The sequence below is a fragment of the Paenarthrobacter nicotinovorans genome (genome assembly GCF_007670255.1).
GTDB classification, from domain to species: domain Bacteria; phylum Actinomycetota; class Actinomycetes; order Actinomycetales; family Micrococcaceae; genus Arthrobacter; species Arthrobacter nicotinovorans_B.
In genome coordinates this window covers 1-18,136 of sequence record NZ_SZVS01000007.1, presented here as the reverse complement: position 1 = coordinate 18,136, position 18,136 = coordinate 1, and the positions used below count along the sequence as shown (strand labels likewise).

The window sequence follows — 18,136 nt, the reverse complement described above, 5'->3', positions numbered from 1 at the left end:
AAACACCGGCAGGATCAGACGCATGACTACGTCCATTTTCCTGAATCTGCCCGTGAGCGACCTCGAAGCATCCAAGGCTTTCTACACAGCGCTCGGTTACGCCATCAACCCGAACTTCACCGACGAAACCGCGGCTTGCGTGGTCTTCAGCGACACGATCTACGCCATGCTGCTGACCCACGACAAATTCAGCCAGTTCACCAAGCAGCCGATCGCGGATACCAAGAACTCGACGGCGGCCATCGTCGCCATTTCAGCCGACAGCCGTGAAGCGGTGGATGAGCTGGCCACCAAGGCCCTCGAAGCGGGAGGCTCGGAAACCTACGAAGCACAGGATCTTGGCTTCATGTACAGCCGTGCATTCATGGATCTCGACGGCCACCATTGGGAAGTGCTGTGGATGGACGAGGCCGCAGCCCAGGCGGGCCCGCCGGAGCACTAAGGACAGCGCGGGGTCACTTATGGCCGATGTTGGAAGGAAACATGGGCCATAAGTGACCCCGCGTTGCTTTTAAACGAGGGCGAGGATTCCAAGCACGACGGCGAGCAGCGGCGTCGTGCCCTGGATGGCCGCCGCGCGGAGGTACTTTTTGCCACTCGCCGCCAGGACCAGTGCGGCAAGAAGCATGGACCCGCATGAACTGAAGACGAGGGTCCAGCCCACCTGCGGGGAGCCTGCCCACACCGCGATGATGCCAACGAGCGCTCCAATAGCGAGGAACAGGTTGTAGAAGCCCTGGTTATAGGCAAGCGGTTTGGTAGTTTCGGCGTCAGCCTGGGAGGTGATGCTGAACGTCTTCCATGTCTTTGGCTGGGTCCAGGTGATGGACTCCATGGTGAAGATGTAGACGTGGAGCAGGGCCGCAATCAGGGCAAAAATCAGGGAGGCCAGGATCATGTCTTGATCCTAGCCTCCCTGTATTCCCGGGCTGTGCGTCAGGCCCTGAGCAGCTCCAGCGTGGCGCCTGCGAAGGCCGCAGCGGAACCGTTCCAGCGGGCCAGCAATCCTTGCAGATTCTCGCCGTCCGCACGGAAGGTTGCCGTTTCGGACTCCAGCGTGGACAGGATCCCGGTCCTTAACTCAGTGTTGAAGTTCACTTTGCCAACGTTCAGGGAAGGTGACTTGGCCAACTCCGCGGCAGGGATGCCGGAGGCACCGTGGAGCACCAGCGGAACCTCCGTCCGTGCGGCGATCTCCCGCAGCACGTCCCAGCGGATGTTGGGCTCGCCCTTGTACTTCCCGTGCACGTTCCCCACCGCGACCGCGAGCAATTGCGCGCCGGTGCGTTCAACGAAATCAGCCACCTGTGCAGGGTCCGTCAGCCCCGTGACGGCGGGACCGGCGTCGGGCTCTTCCGCGGAGGTGCCGAACGCTTTGTCCTCATCGCCCGCAAGGCCACCAAGTTCCGCTTCAATTACGACGTCGGCATGGCCGGCCGCGTCCAGCGCGGCTCGGACTTCACGGACCAGGGCGATGTTGTCCGCGTAGGCAAGCGAGGAGCCATCTGCCAGCACGGCATCAGCTCCAGCATCCACGGAAGCAAGAATCACGGACACGTCCGAAGCGTGGTCCAACTGGACTGATACCGGAACGGCGGCGGAGTCAGCCAGACCTCGGAGGGCGGAAATGAGTCGCAGTCCGTTCCGGGTGGAAGCCGTCTTCGGAGCCACCAACAGGATCACGCCATGCCCGGCTTCCTCCGCTGCGGACACGACGGCCAAAGCTGTCGTGAAGTCGTAGCAAGTGAACGCGGGAACAGCCGATCCGGAAGCCAGGGCGGAGCCAACAAGCTTGTCCAAGGAAGCTCGCATCAGTGTGCCAGGCCTCCCACCAGGATCCAGGCGACGTAAGTAAGAACGAAGCCCGCCAGGCCCAGGATGGTGGTGAGGACGGTCCAGGTCTTGAGGCCGTCGGACACCGTGAGGCCGTAGTAGCGGATCACGGTCCAGAAGCCTGCGTCGGTGACGTGGGACAGGCCCAGTGCGCCGAAGCCGATGGCGATGACGATCACCGCGATCTGGGCGGGCGAGTAGCCGCCTTCCATGACGGCAGAGGTGAGCAGGCCCGTCGTCGTGACGATGGCGACGGTGGCGGAACCCTGGGCAGCGCGCAGGGCGAGCGAAATGATGAAGCCGAGCACGATCACCGGAAGGCCGAGGCTGTCCAAGGTGTGCGACAGTGCCGCACCGATTCCGGACGTACGGAGGACCTCACCAAACACACCACCGGCCGCGACCACCATCAGGATGGAAGCGATGGGCGGGAGGGCGCCTTCGAAGATCTCGCCGGTTTCCTTCAGCGACCAGTGCCGGCGGACAGCCAACAGGAAGAAGGACAGGGCCACAGCGACGAGCAGCGCGAAGAACGGGTTTCCGATGAAAGAGGCAACGCCGTACCAGTAGTTGTCCTTGGCAATGGTGAGCGTACCCACCGTTCCGAGGAGAATCTGGACAATCGGAGCGGCGATCAGGAACATGATCAGGCCCGGACGCGGCGGAGCAACAGCGCGGGCACCGGGGCCATCGTGTCCAACGTGCACCAGGGAATCGGAGCCGAACTCCTCAACTTGGGCCTTGACGCCGGGGAGCAGTTCGTAATCCTTGCGGTTCATGATGCTGGCAACCCAGTAGGACAGGAAACCGAGGGGCACACAGATGATCAGCGAGATGAGCGTGATGAGTCCGATGTCGGCGCCGAATACGCCGGCGCCTGCAACGATGCCCGGGTGCGGCGGGACTGCGACGTGGATCGAGAGCATGATGCCGGCCATGGGCAGGCCGAACTTGATCGGGTGGACCTTGGCAATCTTGGCGAAGGCGTAAACGATCGGGACCAAGACGATGACGCCGACCTCGAAGAACACCGGGATCGCGACGAGGAAGCCGACGGCGGTGAGGGCCACAGCTACGCGCTTGGCACCGAGCTTCTCGGTGAAGTGGGTCGCCAACGACTGCACGCCGCCGGAGACCTCGATCATCCGGCCCAGGATGGCGCCGAGGGCAATGAGCAACGCCACCTTGCCCATGGTGCTGCCCACGCCGTTGGTGACCACGGTAAAGATGTCCTTGAGCGGGATCTGCGCGGCAACACCCACCAGGATACTGACGGCGAGCAAGGCAACAAATGCCTGGATCTTGAAGCGGATGATCAACACCAGCAACAAGGCGATGCCTGCCGCTGCGATGGTCAGCAGAAGGGGTGTTCCCAGTTCCACTGCGGGCTTGATGGCGGGGGCGTCAGCGGCCCCGACCAGAAGCGGGTTGACGAGGGGATTCATTGGGGCGGTGTCTCCTTTGACGAACCGGTCCGGTGAGCAGACCGGCGGGAGGTGGCGGCGACGACGAAGGGGGGGATCGCCGTCGTCGCGCGTTCTGGGGTGGGCTGAGTTGTTTAGGCGGTGCGCTTGGCGGGCGCTACAACCTTGATGACGGCAGAGTCGTCAGCGGCGGCGAGGCCTTGGGCCTGCCCGAGGAGGTAAAGCTGTTCTGCGGCAGCGGCAACGGGCGCGGCGAGTCCGGCGGCACGGGTAGCCTTGCCCACGATTCCCATGTCCTTGACGAAGATGTCCAGGCGGCTGAGGACTTCGGCGCCTTCTTCGTCGTAGGCCTCAAGGATACGCGGGCCCCGGTTGGAGAGCATAAAGGAACCGGCCGCTCCGGCTTCAAGGGCTGCCAGGGTCTTGGCTTGGTCGAGTCCGAGGGCATCGGCGAGTGCCAGGGCTTCAGCGGCTGCGGCGATGTGGACGCCGCACAGCAGCTGGTTGACCGTCTTGAGCGCCTGGCCGTCGCCGGGCTTGTCTCCCACGATGGTGAGGGTGGAAGCCAGCAGTTCCAGGGCGGGACGGGCCTTTTCCAGGGCCTCCGGTTCGGCGCCCACGACGATGAGGAGATCGCCTTCGCCCGCGCGCTTGGGGCCGCCGGACAGCGGAGCGTCAACGAGTGAAACGCCATACTCGGCCAGTTTGGCGACTGTGGCCGGGATGGCTTCCGTACCGACAGTGCTTCCGAGGATCACGACGGCGCCCGGCTTCAGGACGGGTGCCACGCCGTTTTCACCAAAGAGGACGTCGTTGAGCTGTTCGCCGTTGCGGACGGCCAGAAGCAGCGCATCCGCATCCTGGGAGGCTTCGCGGGCGGAAGCGAACGTCTTGATGCCGGCCGCGGCGGCGAGATCGAGGCGTGCCTCGGCGATATCGAAGCCGTGGACGGTGACCTCGGACGCGAGCCGCGTGGCCATGGGCAGTCCCATGGCACCCAGGCCGAGGACGGTGACAGTGTAGTTGCTGCTGGTAGTCATGGTGTTCTCCGTTGAATCTAGAAAGTGGCGCTGAGTTTGCGGGTGACCTGGGTCAGTGATTGGTCGTCGCCGACGTTGCCGGCAAAGACGATGTAGGGAATGCCCTTCGCGGGCCCGTCAACCGGCTCCCACAGCGAGACGATGCCCGGCAGCATGGGTCCCCGAACGATTCCGTGCCGGATTTCCAGGCCGTGCGCTGCTACGTCCGAGGACGTGATGCCGCCCTTGGCAATGACGAACCGTGGCGGGAAGGTCTTGAGCGTACGGTTCACGACAGCCACGACGGCGGCGGAGACGGTGCGGGCAATCTTCAGGCTCGCTGCTGGGTCGTCGGTCTTGATGAGGAGGCGGCTGGTGTGGACGATGACATCACCTTGGCGGAGGGCGTCGACGACGTCGGACACAACAGTTGCGATGTAGCCCTCGGCTTCCGCCTCGCCGGCCAGAAGCTTCTCGACGTCGATTTCGATGGTCCGGGCCGAGCCGTGCTGGGAGGTGAGGTCGTTGAGCTGGCGGGTGGTCACGCCAACGTGGGAGCCGACAACGATCAGTCCACCGGCTGTGGAGGGGGTGTTGCCGGCGAAGGCTTCATCTCCCGTCAGGGCCTGGCGGATGTCTTGGCCGATGCGGCCCCGGACGAACGGGGGACCCACGCGGTACAGGAGCTTCTTGCCGCGGCGTTCCGCTTCTTCCAAGCCCAGAGCGAGGGCGCGGAAGTCGTTTTCCGTGACAATGTCGGCCACGATCGGGGTGGAATCGGTGGCGGACTCGATGGCGTCGGCGATCGCTTTGGCGGAGATGGCGGGGTCGTTTGCTGCAGCGCCGGCACGGATGATGTTGAGGTCCAGGACGATGACCTCGTTTGCCGGGTATCGTCCCTGCGACTTTTCCTCCACGTAAAGGGCCAACTCGGAGTTGGCGAACCCGAAGCTGGCATCCTTGGCGAATTCCGTCTCGGCCACCGGGGTGAGGGTGCCGGCGTCGCCACGCATGTAGTGCACGCCGCCGATGGTGACGCGTCCGGCGTCGGGGAACGCCGGAACGATCACGACGCCATCAGTGGCCTCGCCGGTTTCGGCGGCGACGGTGGCGGCAATGGTGTCCGGCTCCAGCGGGTAGTGCCCCCGGAGGGTGGAATCGCTGCGGCTGACGAAACCCAGGCGCAGGCCATCCGCGGCAGCGGCGAGCGCGTTGCGGACGATTTCCTCGTTCCGCGCCGCAGCCTCTGCGGGGTCAAGGCTGCGTGTGTTGGTCAGTACGTAGACGGCTGGCTTGGTGTTGTTGTCCTGGATGTGGCCAAAGGCCCAGGCGAAGTCGGCTACGTCCCAACTGGTCAGGACAGCGAGATCTGCAACGGACTGGGTGCCCGTGGGGTCGTCGTCGAGGACCACCAGGATGCGGGGGCTGCTCGACGAGGACGCGGCAACGGCGTCGGCCACGAGCTGGGCGGGAATCCGGACCTCCGCCGGGAAGGCGGCCAGAACGTCGGCTTCAAGGATCACTGTGCACTCCATTGTGAAAATCTCTGCTGCGGTTTATGAATGTCAGATGTCAGACATCTAACATTTGAATCAGTGTGACATACGCATTCGCACTGCGCAAGGAGACGCCCGTCACTAGGCTGGGGGCATGGCAGAGAGCATGAACCCGCTATCGTTCGTGGATATTCGCGAGCCATGTGTTTCCGCAGGTGAGGCCGTTCCTGCCGTCCTGATCCACGGCTGGGCATCCACTTCTGCCTATTGGGAACCTCTGGCGGAAAAGCTGCTCGACGCCGGGACACCGGTCTGGATCGTGGACCTGCCCGGGTACCATCCAGGGGAGATCCTTCCGCCGGAGTTTCAGTGGAGCCTGGACTCAGCGGCCGCCTCCGTGGCTGCCACCCTTGATGCCACGCGCAGCGTGCCCGTCCATCTCGTCGGACACTCGCTGGGCGGCAGCGTAGCCCTGACACTGGCCGCCAATTATCCGGAGTTGGCGGCAACCGTGACGCTGGTTGGCATGGTCCCGGCACCTCCCAACGACGGTTTCCGATCGCTACTGGAGTCACAATGGAAGCAGGGCTTCATCGATGGGGAAACCAAGGAACGCTGCATGAAGGCTTGGTACGGAACGCTGCCCCGACGGGAGGAAGAACTGCTCAGCCGTGGGTTTGACGTACCTTTCGAGGTGTTGGGCCCGAGCGGCAAGGCGGCCATGACCGGTGTCGACCCTTCAATACCCGGGCGGGTTCACGCGCCACTGCTGGTGCTGGCCGGAACAGAAGACCGGATACGGTCGATGGACCAAATGTCCGCCTTTGTGGACGCCGGGCCGGGGAGGATCCTCAGGGCGATCCCGACGGCCGGTCACAGCGTCCTCCGGGAACAACCTCAGCAATGCGCCGAAACGTTGCAGGAGTTTTGGAGAAGCAACCGGCCATCGCCAGCGTAAGATGTCTGACATCCATCCCGCCCGGGGTTACGCGGGCACATGATGGGCGGGAATACAGGAGTGGGGATACATGGCACGCAAGTCGCTGGTCGGCGTCGTAGCTGATGAGTTGCTGGACCGGATCATCGCGGGGGAATTCCCGCCCGGCACGGTGGTTCCAGGAGAACTGGAACTCAGCGCAAAGCACGAGGTGAGCCGGATGACCGTGCGTGAGGCCATGAAGACCCTGGAAGCACAACGGATCCTCAGCGTTGAGCGTGGCCGTGGAACGTTTGTGAACCCGCTGAACCAGTGGGCATCGCTTGAAGCAGTGCTCCGCGCAGCATCGGAGGGCACCAAAGATGCCGCTGCGGCGGTCCAGTTGATCGAGCTTCGCCGGATGCTCGAGACCGGCGCGTGCGAACTGGCTGCGGAACGCATCTCCGACGACGAACTCCGCACGCTCAACGAGCACGTCGACAAGATGCAGTCCTCACATGAAGTCAACGACCTCGCCGGCTTCGTGGAAGCGGACCTTGCCTTCCATGACGTGATTCTCCACGCGTCCGGCAATGTCTTCGTGGCGGTCCTCTTTGAGCCCCTGCACCGGGTGCTCGAGGCGCGCCGGGCGGAGACCTCGGCGTTCCCGGAGATCCAGGCGCACGCCATCGGGCACCACAGGAAGATCGCCGCCGCCCTTGAGTCCCGGAATCCCAACGAAGCCCGGTTGGCCATGGATGCCCATATGCAGCAGACGCTGGATGACCTGAAGACGTACGTGCTGGAGGCGTAGTGAGTCCGAGTCACTTAATTGTTGGGGGCAGCGGATTTAAATCCTGCTCGGGTGCGAACGGCCTAAAGTGCTGATTTTTAGGGCAGAATCAGCCCATGCACTTAATTGTTACCAACTGTCTCCGAAATTCTGCTCATGAGACCACTTGAGTTCCCAGAGTTCCCCTTTAGCTCTCCGCTCGCAAAAGCCATCATCCAACTTGAACGGATTCGTGCAGATTTGGGAGAGGGAGCGAGGAACGATACTGACTCATGGGTTTGTCCGTGAGCTCCACCGCATCTCCGTAACTGGCCTGGAGCGCGAAGGGGACCGCACTCCTGGTGCATACAGACTCGCCGATGTGACTATCAGCGGCTCGTCTCATCGACCTCCGCCGCCAGGGAGCGTGCATGGTGACATGACAGCTCTCCTCGACTTCATCAATGCAGATGTCGATCAGAACTACGAGCTCCTCAAGATTGCGCTCGCCCACCATCGGTTCGTGTGGATTCATCCTTTCGGGAATGGCAACGGGCGCGTTGGCAGACTACTGACATACGCGGCGATGCGACGGCAAGGGTTCTCCGATGTCGGCGGATACCGGGCCCTGAACCCAACGGCGGTTTTTGGCGAGAATCGCGATCTGTACTACGAACGACTTGAAGACGCCGACTCCCTCAAAACCGATTCCCTGATCCGCTGGTCGACGTATGTCCTGGAAGGACTGCTGACAGACCTCAGAAGGTTGGTGAAGCTCGGCAACAGGGATTTCGTCACGGAGGGTCTCCTAATCCCCGCGATCGAAAGAGGGCTCGCGTCATCGCGCTTCACAAGCGAAGAAGCCCTTGCATTGAGAATCATCGCCCGGAAAGTTGAAGTGAAGGCCGCAGACCTCAGTTCAGCATTCACGGGTTCAGTCGCGACGCGCAGCCAGGATATCCGCAAACTCTTGGACCGCGGCGTGATTGAACCCGTGGCGGAGGGAAAGAGGTCATATCGGCTCCGGCTCGCACCCAGCGAACTTACACCGCTCTTGGTGCGTGAATTGGATCAGCTGGGATTCTTGCCTCGCATCCTTCGCGATTCAATATGAACTGCGGGTCGTCCAGGAGCATTATTGTGCATTCAAACGCACAATAGTGCACCTCCACAGCACCCCTCACCGCCGCAGGCTCTCCGACGGCAGCTCCCCGAAAGTCTTCAGGTACAGGGCCGAGAACCGCCCCTGGTGCGTAAAACCGCACAACTCGGCGACCGCCGTAACGCTTTGCTCGCGGGGATTTGCTTCGAGCAGCATCTCACGCGCCCGGTCCAGGCGGATGCTCCTGAGCAGGTCCGACGGCGTCGCTCCGGTTTCGGCCCGAAGCGCGGTTTGCAGGGTGCGGACCGAGACGCCGAGCCGTTCCGCGATATCCGGCACCGTCAGTTCTTCGGAGGCGTGCCGCTCCAGCAGCTCGCGGCAGTCCCGGACCAGGCGGCTTTCCTTGTCGCCATCCGGCACCACCTCAGAGGCGGGTTCAAGGGCCATCAAGAGCCGCGACATCATGCTGTCCGCCAGCAAACCCTGAACGAAAGCCGGGGATTCGGACTGCGGCTGGCTGATCAGGTCGTCATGAAGTTCGACGACGGACCTCAGGAATGCGCGGCCGGCGGCGGTTGCAAGGTCCATGCCGTAGCCCAACTCGCCTGGAGCGGTTCCGTTGAGTTGGTAGGCGACACGCTCAAGAGCCTTCCGGCGGACATAGACAATCAAGTGCGGACTGCCGATGTCCCAGCTCATGGAAAACGGCCGGTCGATCGGCGGCACGCTGGCCAGCGTCGGGCTGGACTCCACCGTGGTGGCTCCCACCTGCATGGAAGCCTGGCCGGCCAACGGAATCTGGACCAGGTGGAAGTCCTGCAAACCCTCCGGATTAATCCTGACGTCCCCACCGTAGTCAAGGAATTCGATACCCACGTCCCCGCGGTGCAACGACCGGAGCTTCATGTTCACGGTCGACTTGCGGGTGCGGGGAGCCAGCTCATGCCCACAGAACAATTCAGCGATCCTGGCATGCGCTTCATCCACGTCGGTTGTGGCCGTTGTTGGCCGACCCCGCAGGACATCCCGAGGAAGAATCCGCACTTTCAACCACCTGCTTTACCTGGGTTTTCGCAGCTTTTCGCCTTTCGGATGTTCCCCGCGCCAACTGGATATTCCGGAGTGCAGCGGCTGTCTAGAGTCGCTTTCAGGACAAGTATGACGCAGCTCACACCACCGAAACAACGCAGAAGGGAGGTGGGAACAAGTGAAGAACATCAAGCTCGTGCACGACCGCCGGGACGAATGGGACCGGAACCACTTCGAACTGTGGGCAGCAGAACTGCAGAAAAAGGACACCCTGGTGACTCATTCGCCGTGGGCCGGCTGGCATCAGGAGGACGAGGACGCTGCGCACAACGGATAGTCCCTGCGCTAATTGGATAGTCCGGACGCCGCGGGACTCCCTAGAGTCACTTCCAGAGTAAATATGACGCACGTCATATTTCCGTAACAACATCCCACAGAAGGAAGGTATGGCCATGTCAGGACTTCACGGCAGGACAGCAATCGTCACCGGCGGCGTCACCAAGGTGGGCCAGGGCGTGGTGACGGCGCTGCGGGACGCCGGTGCCGCCGTCGTTGTTGCCGACATAGACCCCGACGGCGGTTCCGTCACCGCCGGGCTGGGCGAACGCGTCACGTTCTCCCACACGGACATCACCGACGACGACGCCGTCAACGCGCTGATGACGCGTACCGTGGAGGAACACGGCGGCCTCGACATCCTGGTCAACCTGGCCTGCAGCTACAACGACGCAGGCGCAGCTTCCGGACGCAGGGATTGGCTGGACGCACTGAACGTCAACCTGGTCAGCGCAGTCATGGCCAGCAACGCGGCCCGCCCGTACCTGGCAAAGTCCGGCCACGGTGCCATCATCAACTTCACCTCGATCTCCAGCTCGGTGGCCCAAACGGGACGCTGGCTCTATCCCGCCAGCAAGGCCGCGCTGGTGCAGGTCACCCGGAGCATGGCCGTGGACTTCGCTGCCGACGGCATCCGCGTGAATTCAGTCAGCCCGGGCTGGGTCTGGAGCAACATCATGGACTCCCTCAGCAACGGAAGCCTGGAAAAAACGGACTCCGTTGCGGCACCGTTCCACGCTTTGGGCCGCGTCGGACGCCCCCACGAGGTGGGCGACGTCGTCGCGTTCCTCGCCAGCGACCAGGCGAGTTTCGTGACGGGCGCCGATTGGGCGGTCGACGGCGGCTATTCCGCCTTGGGCCCGGAGCGCGCCGAAGAAACCATCCCCCTGCTCGCCGCCAACTGACCCCAACGCCACCCGAAAAGGAAAGAGAACACCATGACGCAACGCCACATCACGATCGTGGGCGCCGGGCAATCCGGCCTCCAGCTGGGAATCGGCCTGCTCGACGCCGGCTACCAGGTCACCACCATCTCCAACCGGACGCCCGAGGAAATTGCCGGGGGCAAAGTCGCCTCCAGCCAATGCATCTTCCACAACGCGTTGGAACATGAACGGGCACTGGGGCTGGACTTCTGGCCGGACGCGCCCACGGTAGATGGGATCTCCCTCACAATCCCGCATCCGGAGCTTCCCGGTGAGAAGGCCATCAGCTGGGCATCACGCCTGGACCACCACGCCAAGTCCATCGATCAGCGGGTGAAGTTTCCCCGGTTCATGGAGGAGTTCACCGCCCGTGGAGGTGAGCTGGTGTTCGAGGACGCTGGCGTCGAGGAGCTGGAGAAATACGCCCGCAATTCAGACCTGGTCATTGTTGCCGCTGGCAAGGGCGAGATCGCGCAACTCTTTACGCGCGACGCCGAACGCAGCACCTATGACGCTCCCCAGCGCGCCCTGGCGCTGACGTACGTAAAGGGCCTGACGCCGCGCGAGGAGTACTCGGCGGTCTCGTTCAACCTCATCCCCGGCGTTGGCGAGTACTTCGTCTTCCCGGCACTCACCACCACCGGCCCTTGCGAAATCATGGTCTTTGAGGGCGTGCCCGGCGGACCCATGGATTCCTGGAAGGGCCTCTCCCCCGACGAGCACCTGGAGAATTCCAAGAACATCCTCAAGACCTTCCTGCCGTGGGAAGCAGAACGCGCCAAAGACGTTGAACTGACCGACCCCAACGGCGTGCTTCAGGGCCGCTTCGCCCCCACCGTTCGCCACCCCATTGCCACCCTGCCCAGCGGCGCGCAGGTACTGGGCTTGGCCGACGTCGTGGTGTTGAACGACCCCATCACCGGACAGGGCTCGAACAACGCAAGCAAATGCGCGGCGTCGTACCTGGACAGCATCATCCAGCAGGGCGACCGGGTCTACGACGCAGAGTTCATGCAGGCCACCTTTGAGCGCTACTGGGACTACGCACAGCACGTTGCCCATTGGACGAATGCCCTGCTGGCTCCGCCGCCACCCCACGTCCTTGAACTCCTGGGCGCCGCCGGCAGCGAACCCGACATCGCCCACCGCTTCGCCAACGGTTTCAACCACCCACCGGAGTTCCAGGACTGGTTCATGTACCCGGACAAAGCGGCCAACTACCTGGCGGACTTGGCTGCCGCCAAAGTTTCCTAGCACAGCCCTGCTAAAAAGGACTTACGATGCGAAAAATAGCAATCATCGGAGCCGGCGAATCCGGCGCCCAACTGGCACTGGGCCTGCAACGGGAGGGGTACGCGGTGACGCTGCTGTCCGACCGTTCCGCCGCCCAAATCCGCGCAGGGAAGGTCATGTCCAGCCAATGCATGTTCTCCACAGCGCTGGACGCCGAGGCCCAGCTGGGTACGGCGCTCACGGAATACTACGAATCAGGATCGGTACCGGCCATTGGTTCCATCCGGATTCGGGTGCAGGCCGAACAGCCCATTGAGTGGGAAGCACCACTCGATGGCCCCGCCCGCTCCATCGACCAGCGGATCAAGAGCGCCTTGTGGATCGAGACCTTCGTTGCGGCCGGGGGCGACTTCCGCATCGAGAAGGTCACTGCGCGCATGCTTGAGGAGCTCGCACGGGACTACGAACTTGTCATCGTGAGCACCGGTAAGGGCGAAATCGGCCAGATCTTCCCGCGGGATAAGGCCAAGTCGCCGTTCGACCGCCCGCAGCGCGTCCTGGCCCTGAATTACGTCAAGCCCGACGCCGCTGCTGCCGCCGGCACCGGCGCGGACGGCACAGGCACTGCCGGCGACCCCATCCGCATGTCCATGGCCCCCGGCGTCGGCGAATTCTTTACCTTCCCCGGACTGACGGTGTCCGGCCCCTGCCGCATGATGGTGTTCGAGGGCGTGGTGGGCGGCCCCATGGACCGTTGGACCGACGTCGGAAGTCCGCAGGAGCAACTCGAGCGTTCCTTGGAAATCCTGCGCGAGCATTTCCCGCACGAGGCGGAGAACTTCGCCGGGGCGGAACTGACCGACGACGGCGCCACGCTCCTGGGGCGCATTACGCCAACCGTGAGGTCCGCCGTCGGGGAACTCGGCAACGGAAAGCTGGTGTTCGGCCTGGGTGACGCGGTCGTCCTCAACGATCCCCTCACGGGGCAGGGCTCCAACAACGCAACCCTCGCAGCCAAGTACTACCTTGACTCGATTGTCCGCCGCGGCCAGCAACCGTTCGACCGCCAGTGGATGGAGCGCACCTTCGACGAGTTCTGGCGCGGGTGGGGACAGTGGGCCGTGGAATGGACCAATGACCTGTTGAAGCCTCGTCGGGACCACCAGAAGACGCTCCTCAGCGAAGCGGCGGAACATCCGGCTCTGGCGGCGGGCATCGTGAACGGCTTCGACGACCCGCGAACCTCGTACCCGTGGTGGTTCGACTCCACCGCTGCCGCCGACTTCATGCAGGCCAGGAAGGAAGAAGACACCTCCTCCTTCGACGTCCGCGACTTCAGGAGTGCGCTGGGGCAATTCGCCACCGGCGTCACCGTGGTCACCACCGTCTCGGCGGACGGCCGGAAAGTGGGAATGACGGCGAACTCCTTCACGTCCGTCTCCATGGAACCGCCCCTGGTCCTGTGGTGCCCCAGCAAACGCGCACCCAGCCTTGTCGACTTCGAGGAAGCCACACACTTCGCCATCAACATCCTCGCCAGCGACCAGCACGTGTTGTCCCGGCAGTTCGCCACACCGGCGACCGACAAGTTCGCGGGCGCGGAAACTACCGAAGGCATCGCCGGAGTTCCGCTGTTGGACGGCGCGGTCGCGACCTTCCAGTGCCGTACCGTCTCGCGACATGACGCCGGGGATCACGTCATCTACGTCGGTGAGGTGGAAAGCTACAAGCACGACGGCGGTGCTCCCCTGGTGTTCCACGGCGGCAAGTACCACGCCACTGCCAGCCACCCCGACTTCTGAAAGGAACGGCACCGCATGGACTCCGTTGACGTCGCAATCATCGGCTCGGGCATCAACTCGCTGGTCGCAGCAGCCGAGTTCGCCCTGAAGGGAAAGCGGGTGTGCCTCATTGAGCGTGCAGACCGTTTGGGTGGCTTCATCGAATCCTCGGAGCGGACCCTGCCGGGCTTCATCCACGACACCTTCTCTTCCTGGCACCCATTGTTTGTATCCGGGGGCGCCTACGGGGTGTTGGGCAAGGAACTGCACGCGAGGGGCCTGGAGTACTGCAATACCTCCGGCCCTGTAACCGCCGCGGTCGCTCTGGACCCTGCCACTGGAGAACAAAGGGTGGCCATTGCCCACCGGGATCCGGCGGAGACGGCGGCAGCATTCACTGAGCCCCGTGACCGGGCAGCGTACCTCGCCATGCTGGATGATCTGGGCAAGCATGCGGCAACTGTGTTCGGGGCTTTCGGCGCGGAACTGCGTTCGTTCCCGGACTTGGCAAAGCTCGCTTTCGGAGCGCTGCGAACCGGCAAGATCAAGGCCAATGAAGCCTTCATCCGGGACTCACTCATGAGCGGCCGAAACTACCTCCGCAGCCGCTTTGACGGTTGGGAAACGGATCAGCTGTGGTCTGCGTGGCTCCTGCATGCGGGGTTGGGCCCTGACCAGGCGACAGGTGGCGTGATGCTGCCCGTGATGGCAATGAGCATGCACGGGTTTGGGCTGCCGGTAGTGAAAGGTGGCGCTTCCCGCTTTGTTGAGGCGTTCCAATCCCTGCTGGAAGACAACGGCGTCCGGATCATGCTGGGTACAGAGGCCCAGGAGGTCCTCTGCACATCCGGTTCTGTGACCGGCGTCCGGACCTCCGAGGGCGTTGTCTCCGCGACCACCGTTTTGGCCAATGTTTCACCGCAAGCTCTCTATACCCGGCTGCTCCCCAACGCTCCCGCAGGCCTCGCCGAAGCAGCGGGCAGGTACCAAAACGGCCGCGGGGCCATGCAGATCCACCTCGCGTTGGACAAGCCCGTGGCCTGGTTGGACTCCCGCCTGGACCAGGTGCCGCTGATCCACATCAGCAACGGTTCGGACAGCACGGGCATCGCCTGCGCCCAGGCAGAGGCCGGGCTCGTGCCTGCTGAGCCTACTGTGGTGGTGGGGCAACAGTACGTGCTGGATCCTTCCCGTGCGCCGGAGGGCAAAGCGACACTCTGGCTGCAGCTTCAGGAAGCGCCGTTCATGCCCGTGGGCGACGCCGCCGGTGAGCTGGACGTGGCCAACGGCTGGGATGAGGGACTGAAAAAAGGCTATCTGGAACGGGTCCTGTCCCGACTGGAACAGTTCGCCCCCGGGACGCGCGCGAGTGTCCTGGCCTCTGACATTCTGGCTCCGACGGACCTTGCCTCCATCAATCCCAACGCTGTGAACGGCGATCCCTACGGAGGCTCTGCCGAGCTCTTCCAGAATCTGCTGTGGCGGCCCTTCCCGGAGGCCGCCGGTCATCAAACGGCCATCCAAGGCCTCTGGCATATCGGCGCCTCAACCCACCCCGGCCCCGGGCTCTCCGGCGGTTCGGGGCACTTGGTGGCGCAGAAGCTCACCTCGCCGCCTTCACGTTTTTCCCGTATTCAAGCAGCACTGACACCACGCAAGCGATAGGAGAACAATGTCTGTTCTGGCCGGGCTCACAGCAGCCCTTTCGAATGGTTCGGTGGAAATCATCGACCTCACCACTCCCTTGAGTTCCGAGACGCCCATCCTGAATCTGCCGCAGCCGTTCGCCAACACGGTGGGGCTCTCAGTCTCCCCGGTAAGCAATTTCGACGACGCCGGTCCGGCGTGGGCGTGGAACGACGTCACCGTGGGCGAACACGCCGGGACGCACCTGGATGCCCCCGTGCACTGGATTACCGGCAAGGACGGCAAGTCAGTGGACCAGATCGAGCCACACCGTCTGGTGGGGCCGTTGGTGGTCATCGACAAAACCACCGAAACCGCTGAGAACCCCGACTTCCTGCTGGAGCCCGAGCACTTTGAGCAGTGGCAGTCCGAACATGGGTTGTTCCCTGAGAACTGTTGGATCATTTTCCGGACCGGTTGGGCGGCCCGCGGCGCGGACGCTGCGGCTTTCGTCAACGCGGACGACGCCGGACCCCACACTCCCGGGGTCTCTGCGGCAGGTGCCAAGTGGCTTGCCGGAAACGCTTCGATCAGTGGTTTTGGCGTGGAAACCGTGGGGATCGACGCCGGGCAGGCCGGATCGCTGGATCCGATGTTCCCCGTCCACTCGTTCCTGCTTGGAGCGGACAAGTACGGCGTGACGTCCCTGCGGAACGTGGACCGGCTCCCCGTTACGGGTGCCACGCTGGTGGTGGCTCCCCTGCCCATCGTGGGCGGCACCGGCAGCCCGAGCCGTGTTTACGCGTTGGTGGAAAAGGGTGCGGTGGAGGGTTCATGAGTGCGGACATACGCGTTTCCACCCTGGTCGGCAGAACGCTGGCTGCGCTGGGTGTCGGACATGTTTTCGGCGTGGTGGGGTCCGGCAATTTCGATGTCACCAGCACCCTCATGGCCGAAGGAATCCCGTTCACCGCGGCCCGGCACGAAGGCGGCGCAGCAACCATGGCCGATGCCTACGGTCGAATGTCCGGCAAGGTCGGCGTGGTCACCACCCACCAAGGATGCGGACTCACCAACGCCATCACCGGGGTTGGTGAAGCGGCGAAAAGCCGGACACCCATGATCGTGCTGACCGCCGACACCCAGGCCGCGGCCACCAGGTCCAACTTCAAGATCGACCAGGATGCCTTGGCCCGCAGTGTCGGCGCGGTGGCCGAACGGATCCACTCCCCCGCGACAGCCGTCGCCGATACCGTCCGAGCTTTCAGGACGGCGGTGAACGAACGGCGCACAGTGGTGCTCAGCTTGCCGTTGGACATCCAAAGTGCCACCGCCGCAGACGAGGTGGACGCCGTCGTCGTACCTCAACCGTCGGTGACGAGGCCCGATCCGGCGGCAGTTCACAAGCTGGTGGCCTTGATTGCCGCCGCGGAGCGGCCCGTGTTCGTCGCAGGACGGGGTGGCCGTGGCGCGCGCAACGAAATCCTGGCCCTGGCGCAGCACGCAGGGGCACTGGTAGCTACCTCTGCCGTGGCGAGCGGGCTTTTCAACGGCGACCCGCACAACCTCGGTATTTCCGGTGGATTCTCATCTCCCCTCACCGCGGAGCTGATCAGCGGCGCGGACCTGATTGTGGGATGGGGATGCACTCTGAACATGTGGACCATGCGGCACGGGCGGCTCATTTCGGCCGGTACGGCAGTGGTCCAGGTGGATGTGGAGGACTCATCGCTGGGAGCCAACCGGCCCATCTCGCTGGGCGTTCTGGGCGATTCGGGGCTGACCGCCGTCGATGCTTTGGCCGTTCTGCGCAGTTCACAGCCTGAGCCCGCGGAAAAGTACCGCACGGAAGCCAACGCCCTCGCCATCAAGGGAGGCTCGCGGTGGCGGGATGTCGAAACGCCCGACCTGTCCACGGCGCGGTCCATTGATCCGCGCGTGCTGACCCGTGAACTGGATACCCTGCTGCCGGCCGAACGGATCGTGTCCGTCGATTCCGGGAACTTCATGGGCTACCCCAGCCAGTACCTCGCCGTGCCGGACGAATTCGGCTTCTGCTTCACGCAGGCTTTCCAGGCAATCGGGCTGGGGCTGTACACGGCGATCGGCGCCGCTGTTGCACAACCGGGCCGGTTGCCGGTGCTGGGTGCGGGTGATGGCGGGTTCCTCATGGGCATCAGCGAGCTCGAAACCGCCGTCCGGATGAAGCTGCCCCTGGTGTGCATTGTCTACAACGACGCCGCCTACGGAGCCGAAGTGCACCACTTCGCCGGGCAGCATTCCGGGCAGGACCTCGCCAGCGTCGTCTTCCCCGATACCGACATTGCTGCGATCGCCCGGGGATTCGGTGCCGATGGAGTGACTGTGCGTTCGGTGGCCGACCTTGCCGCCATCAAACCTTGGCTCGAGGCCTACGACGCCGGAACCCAGGACCGCCCCTTGGTCATCGACGCAAAAATCGCCTCCGACGGCGGTTCGTGGTGGCTGGCTGAGGCGTTCCAGGGCCACTAAGTGCTGGGCCCCCCAAACTAGGGGACAGCACGTGTCGCTACGAGCACGCACTGCGACTGTGGAGTCTCATGACTTAATGGACAGTTCTGTCTCATGACTTCGTAGACACTCTGTCTCAGGACATCGTGGACA

General features: G+C 63.6%; 17 protein-coding genes. 11 read left to right on the top strand and 6 right to left on the bottom strand.

The window, feature by feature from the left end; translation table 11 throughout:
* Positions 1 to 22: 22 nt before the first annotated feature.
* Positions 23 to 442, top strand: coding sequence for a VOC family protein (locus tag FDP28_RS12025; protein ID WP_144661678.1), 420 nt, complete (start codon positions 23 to 25; stop codon positions 440 to 442).
* 69 nt (positions 443 to 511) lie between these two features.
* Here the strand turns inward: FDP28_RS12025 and FDP28_RS12020 are convergent, their stop codons facing one another.
* The 5 genes from FDP28_RS12020 to FDP28_RS12000 form a co-directional block, all read right to left on the bottom strand.
* Entirely contained in the window at positions 512 to 898 is a 387-nt protein-coding gene (locus FDP28_RS12020) for a DUF1304 domain-containing protein (protein WP_144661677.1), read from the bottom strand.
* Between the two features lie 38 nt (positions 899 to 936).
* Positions 937 to 1,812, bottom strand: coding sequence for a class II fructose-bisphosphate aldolase (locus tag FDP28_RS12015; protein WP_144661676.1), 876 nt, complete (start codon positions 1,810 to 1,812; stop codon positions 937 to 939).
* Positions 1,812 to 3,278: a GntP family transporter gene (locus tag FDP28_RS12010; RefSeq protein WP_144661675.1), complete on the bottom strand. Its 1,467-nt coding sequence runs from the start codon at positions 3,276 to 3,278 to the stop codon at positions 1,812 to 1,814. The genes FDP28_RS12015 and FDP28_RS12010 overlap by 1 nt, the downstream gene beginning before the upstream one ends.
* Before the next feature lie 113 nt (positions 3,279 to 3,391).
* Positions 3,392 to 4,297 carry an NAD(P)-dependent oxidoreductase gene (locus FDP28_RS12005; protein WP_144661674.1) on the bottom strand — a complete coding sequence of 302 codons (906 nt, stop codon included), beginning with the start codon at positions 4,295 to 4,297 and terminating at the stop codon, positions 3,392 to 3,394.
* A gap of 17 nt (positions 4,298 to 4,314) precedes the next feature.
* Positions 4,315 to 5,799, bottom strand: coding sequence for a four-carbon acid sugar kinase family protein (locus FDP28_RS12000; RefSeq protein WP_144661673.1), 1,485 nt, complete (start codon positions 5,797 to 5,799; stop codon positions 4,315 to 4,317).
* A 127-nt stretch (positions 5,800 to 5,926) separates the two neighbouring features.
* On the opposite strand from FDP28_RS12000, the gene FDP28_RS11995 reads away from it, so the two are divergent.
* The 3 genes from FDP28_RS11995 (at position 5,927) to FDP28_RS11985 (ending at position 8,574) form a co-directional block, all read left to right on the top strand.
* The gene (locus FDP28_RS11995) at positions 5,927 to 6,730 is read left to right on the top strand and encodes an alpha/beta fold hydrolase (RefSeq protein ID WP_144661672.1); all 804 of its coding nucleotides are present in this window, start codon (positions 5,927 to 5,929) and stop codon (positions 6,728 to 6,730) included.
* A 70-nt stretch (positions 6,731 to 6,800) separates the two neighbouring features.
* Positions 6,801 to 7,502, top strand: a complete 702-nt coding sequence (locus FDP28_RS11990; protein ID WP_144661671.1) for a FadR/GntR family transcriptional regulator — start codon at positions 6,801 to 6,803, stop codon at positions 7,500 to 7,502.
* 211 nt (positions 7,503 to 7,713) lie between these two features.
* Complete coding sequence (locus tag FDP28_RS11985; RefSeq protein WP_186313613.1) at positions 7,714 to 8,574, top strand: Fic family protein; 861 nt, start codon at positions 7,714 to 7,716, stop codon at positions 8,572 to 8,574.
* A gap of 66 nt (positions 8,575 to 8,640) precedes the next feature.
* On the opposite strand, the gene FDP28_RS11980 is transcribed toward FDP28_RS11985, so the two are convergent.
* On the bottom strand, positions 8,641 to 9,606 hold the full coding sequence (locus tag FDP28_RS11980; RefSeq protein ID WP_144661669.1) for an AraC family transcriptional regulator: 966 nt from the start codon (positions 9,604 to 9,606) through the stop codon (positions 8,641 to 8,643).
* 163 nt (positions 9,607 to 9,769) lie between these two features.
* Between FDP28_RS11980 and FDP28_RS20555 the strand changes: the two genes are divergently transcribed.
* From FDP28_RS20555 to FDP28_RS11950, 7 genes are all read left to right on the top strand, one after another.
* On the top strand, positions 9,770 to 9,928 hold the full coding sequence (locus FDP28_RS20555; RefSeq protein ID WP_186313612.1) for a hypothetical protein: 159 nt from the start codon (positions 9,770 to 9,772) through the stop codon (positions 9,926 to 9,928).
* Between the two features lie 115 nt (positions 9,929 to 10,043).
* Entirely contained in the window at positions 10,044 to 10,832 is a 789-nt protein-coding gene (locus FDP28_RS11975; protein WP_144661668.1) for an SDR family oxidoreductase, read from the top strand.
* A gap of 33 nt (positions 10,833 to 10,865) precedes the next feature.
* On the top strand, positions 10,866 to 12,107 hold the full coding sequence (locus FDP28_RS11970; RefSeq protein WP_144661667.1) for a styrene monooxygenase/indole monooxygenase family protein: 1,242 nt from the start codon (positions 10,866 to 10,868) through the stop codon (positions 12,105 to 12,107).
* 26 nt (positions 12,108 to 12,133) lie between these two features.
* The gene (locus tag FDP28_RS11965; RefSeq protein ID WP_144661666.1) at positions 12,134 to 13,888 is read left to right on the top strand and encodes a flavin reductase; all 1,755 of its coding nucleotides are present in this window, start codon (positions 12,134 to 12,136) and stop codon (positions 13,886 to 13,888) included.
* Positions 13,889 to 13,903: 15 nt separating this feature from the next.
* Complete coding sequence (locus FDP28_RS11960) at positions 13,904 to 15,532, top strand: phytoene desaturase family protein (protein WP_144661665.1); 1,629 nt, start codon at positions 13,904 to 13,906, stop codon at positions 15,530 to 15,532.
* Positions 15,533 to 15,539: 7 nt separating this feature from the next.
* The gene (locus tag FDP28_RS11955) at positions 15,540 to 16,331 is read left to right on the top strand and encodes a cyclase family protein (RefSeq protein ID WP_144661664.1); all 792 of its coding nucleotides are present in this window, start codon (positions 15,540 to 15,542) and stop codon (positions 16,329 to 16,331) included.
* The gene (locus FDP28_RS11950; protein WP_144661663.1) at positions 16,328 to 18,004 is read left to right on the top strand and encodes a thiamine pyrophosphate-binding protein; all 1,677 of its coding nucleotides are present in this window, start codon (positions 16,328 to 16,330) and stop codon (positions 18,002 to 18,004) included. The genes FDP28_RS11955 and FDP28_RS11950 overlap by 4 nt, the downstream gene beginning before the upstream one ends.
* Positions 18,005 to 18,136: the final 132 nt, after the last annotated feature.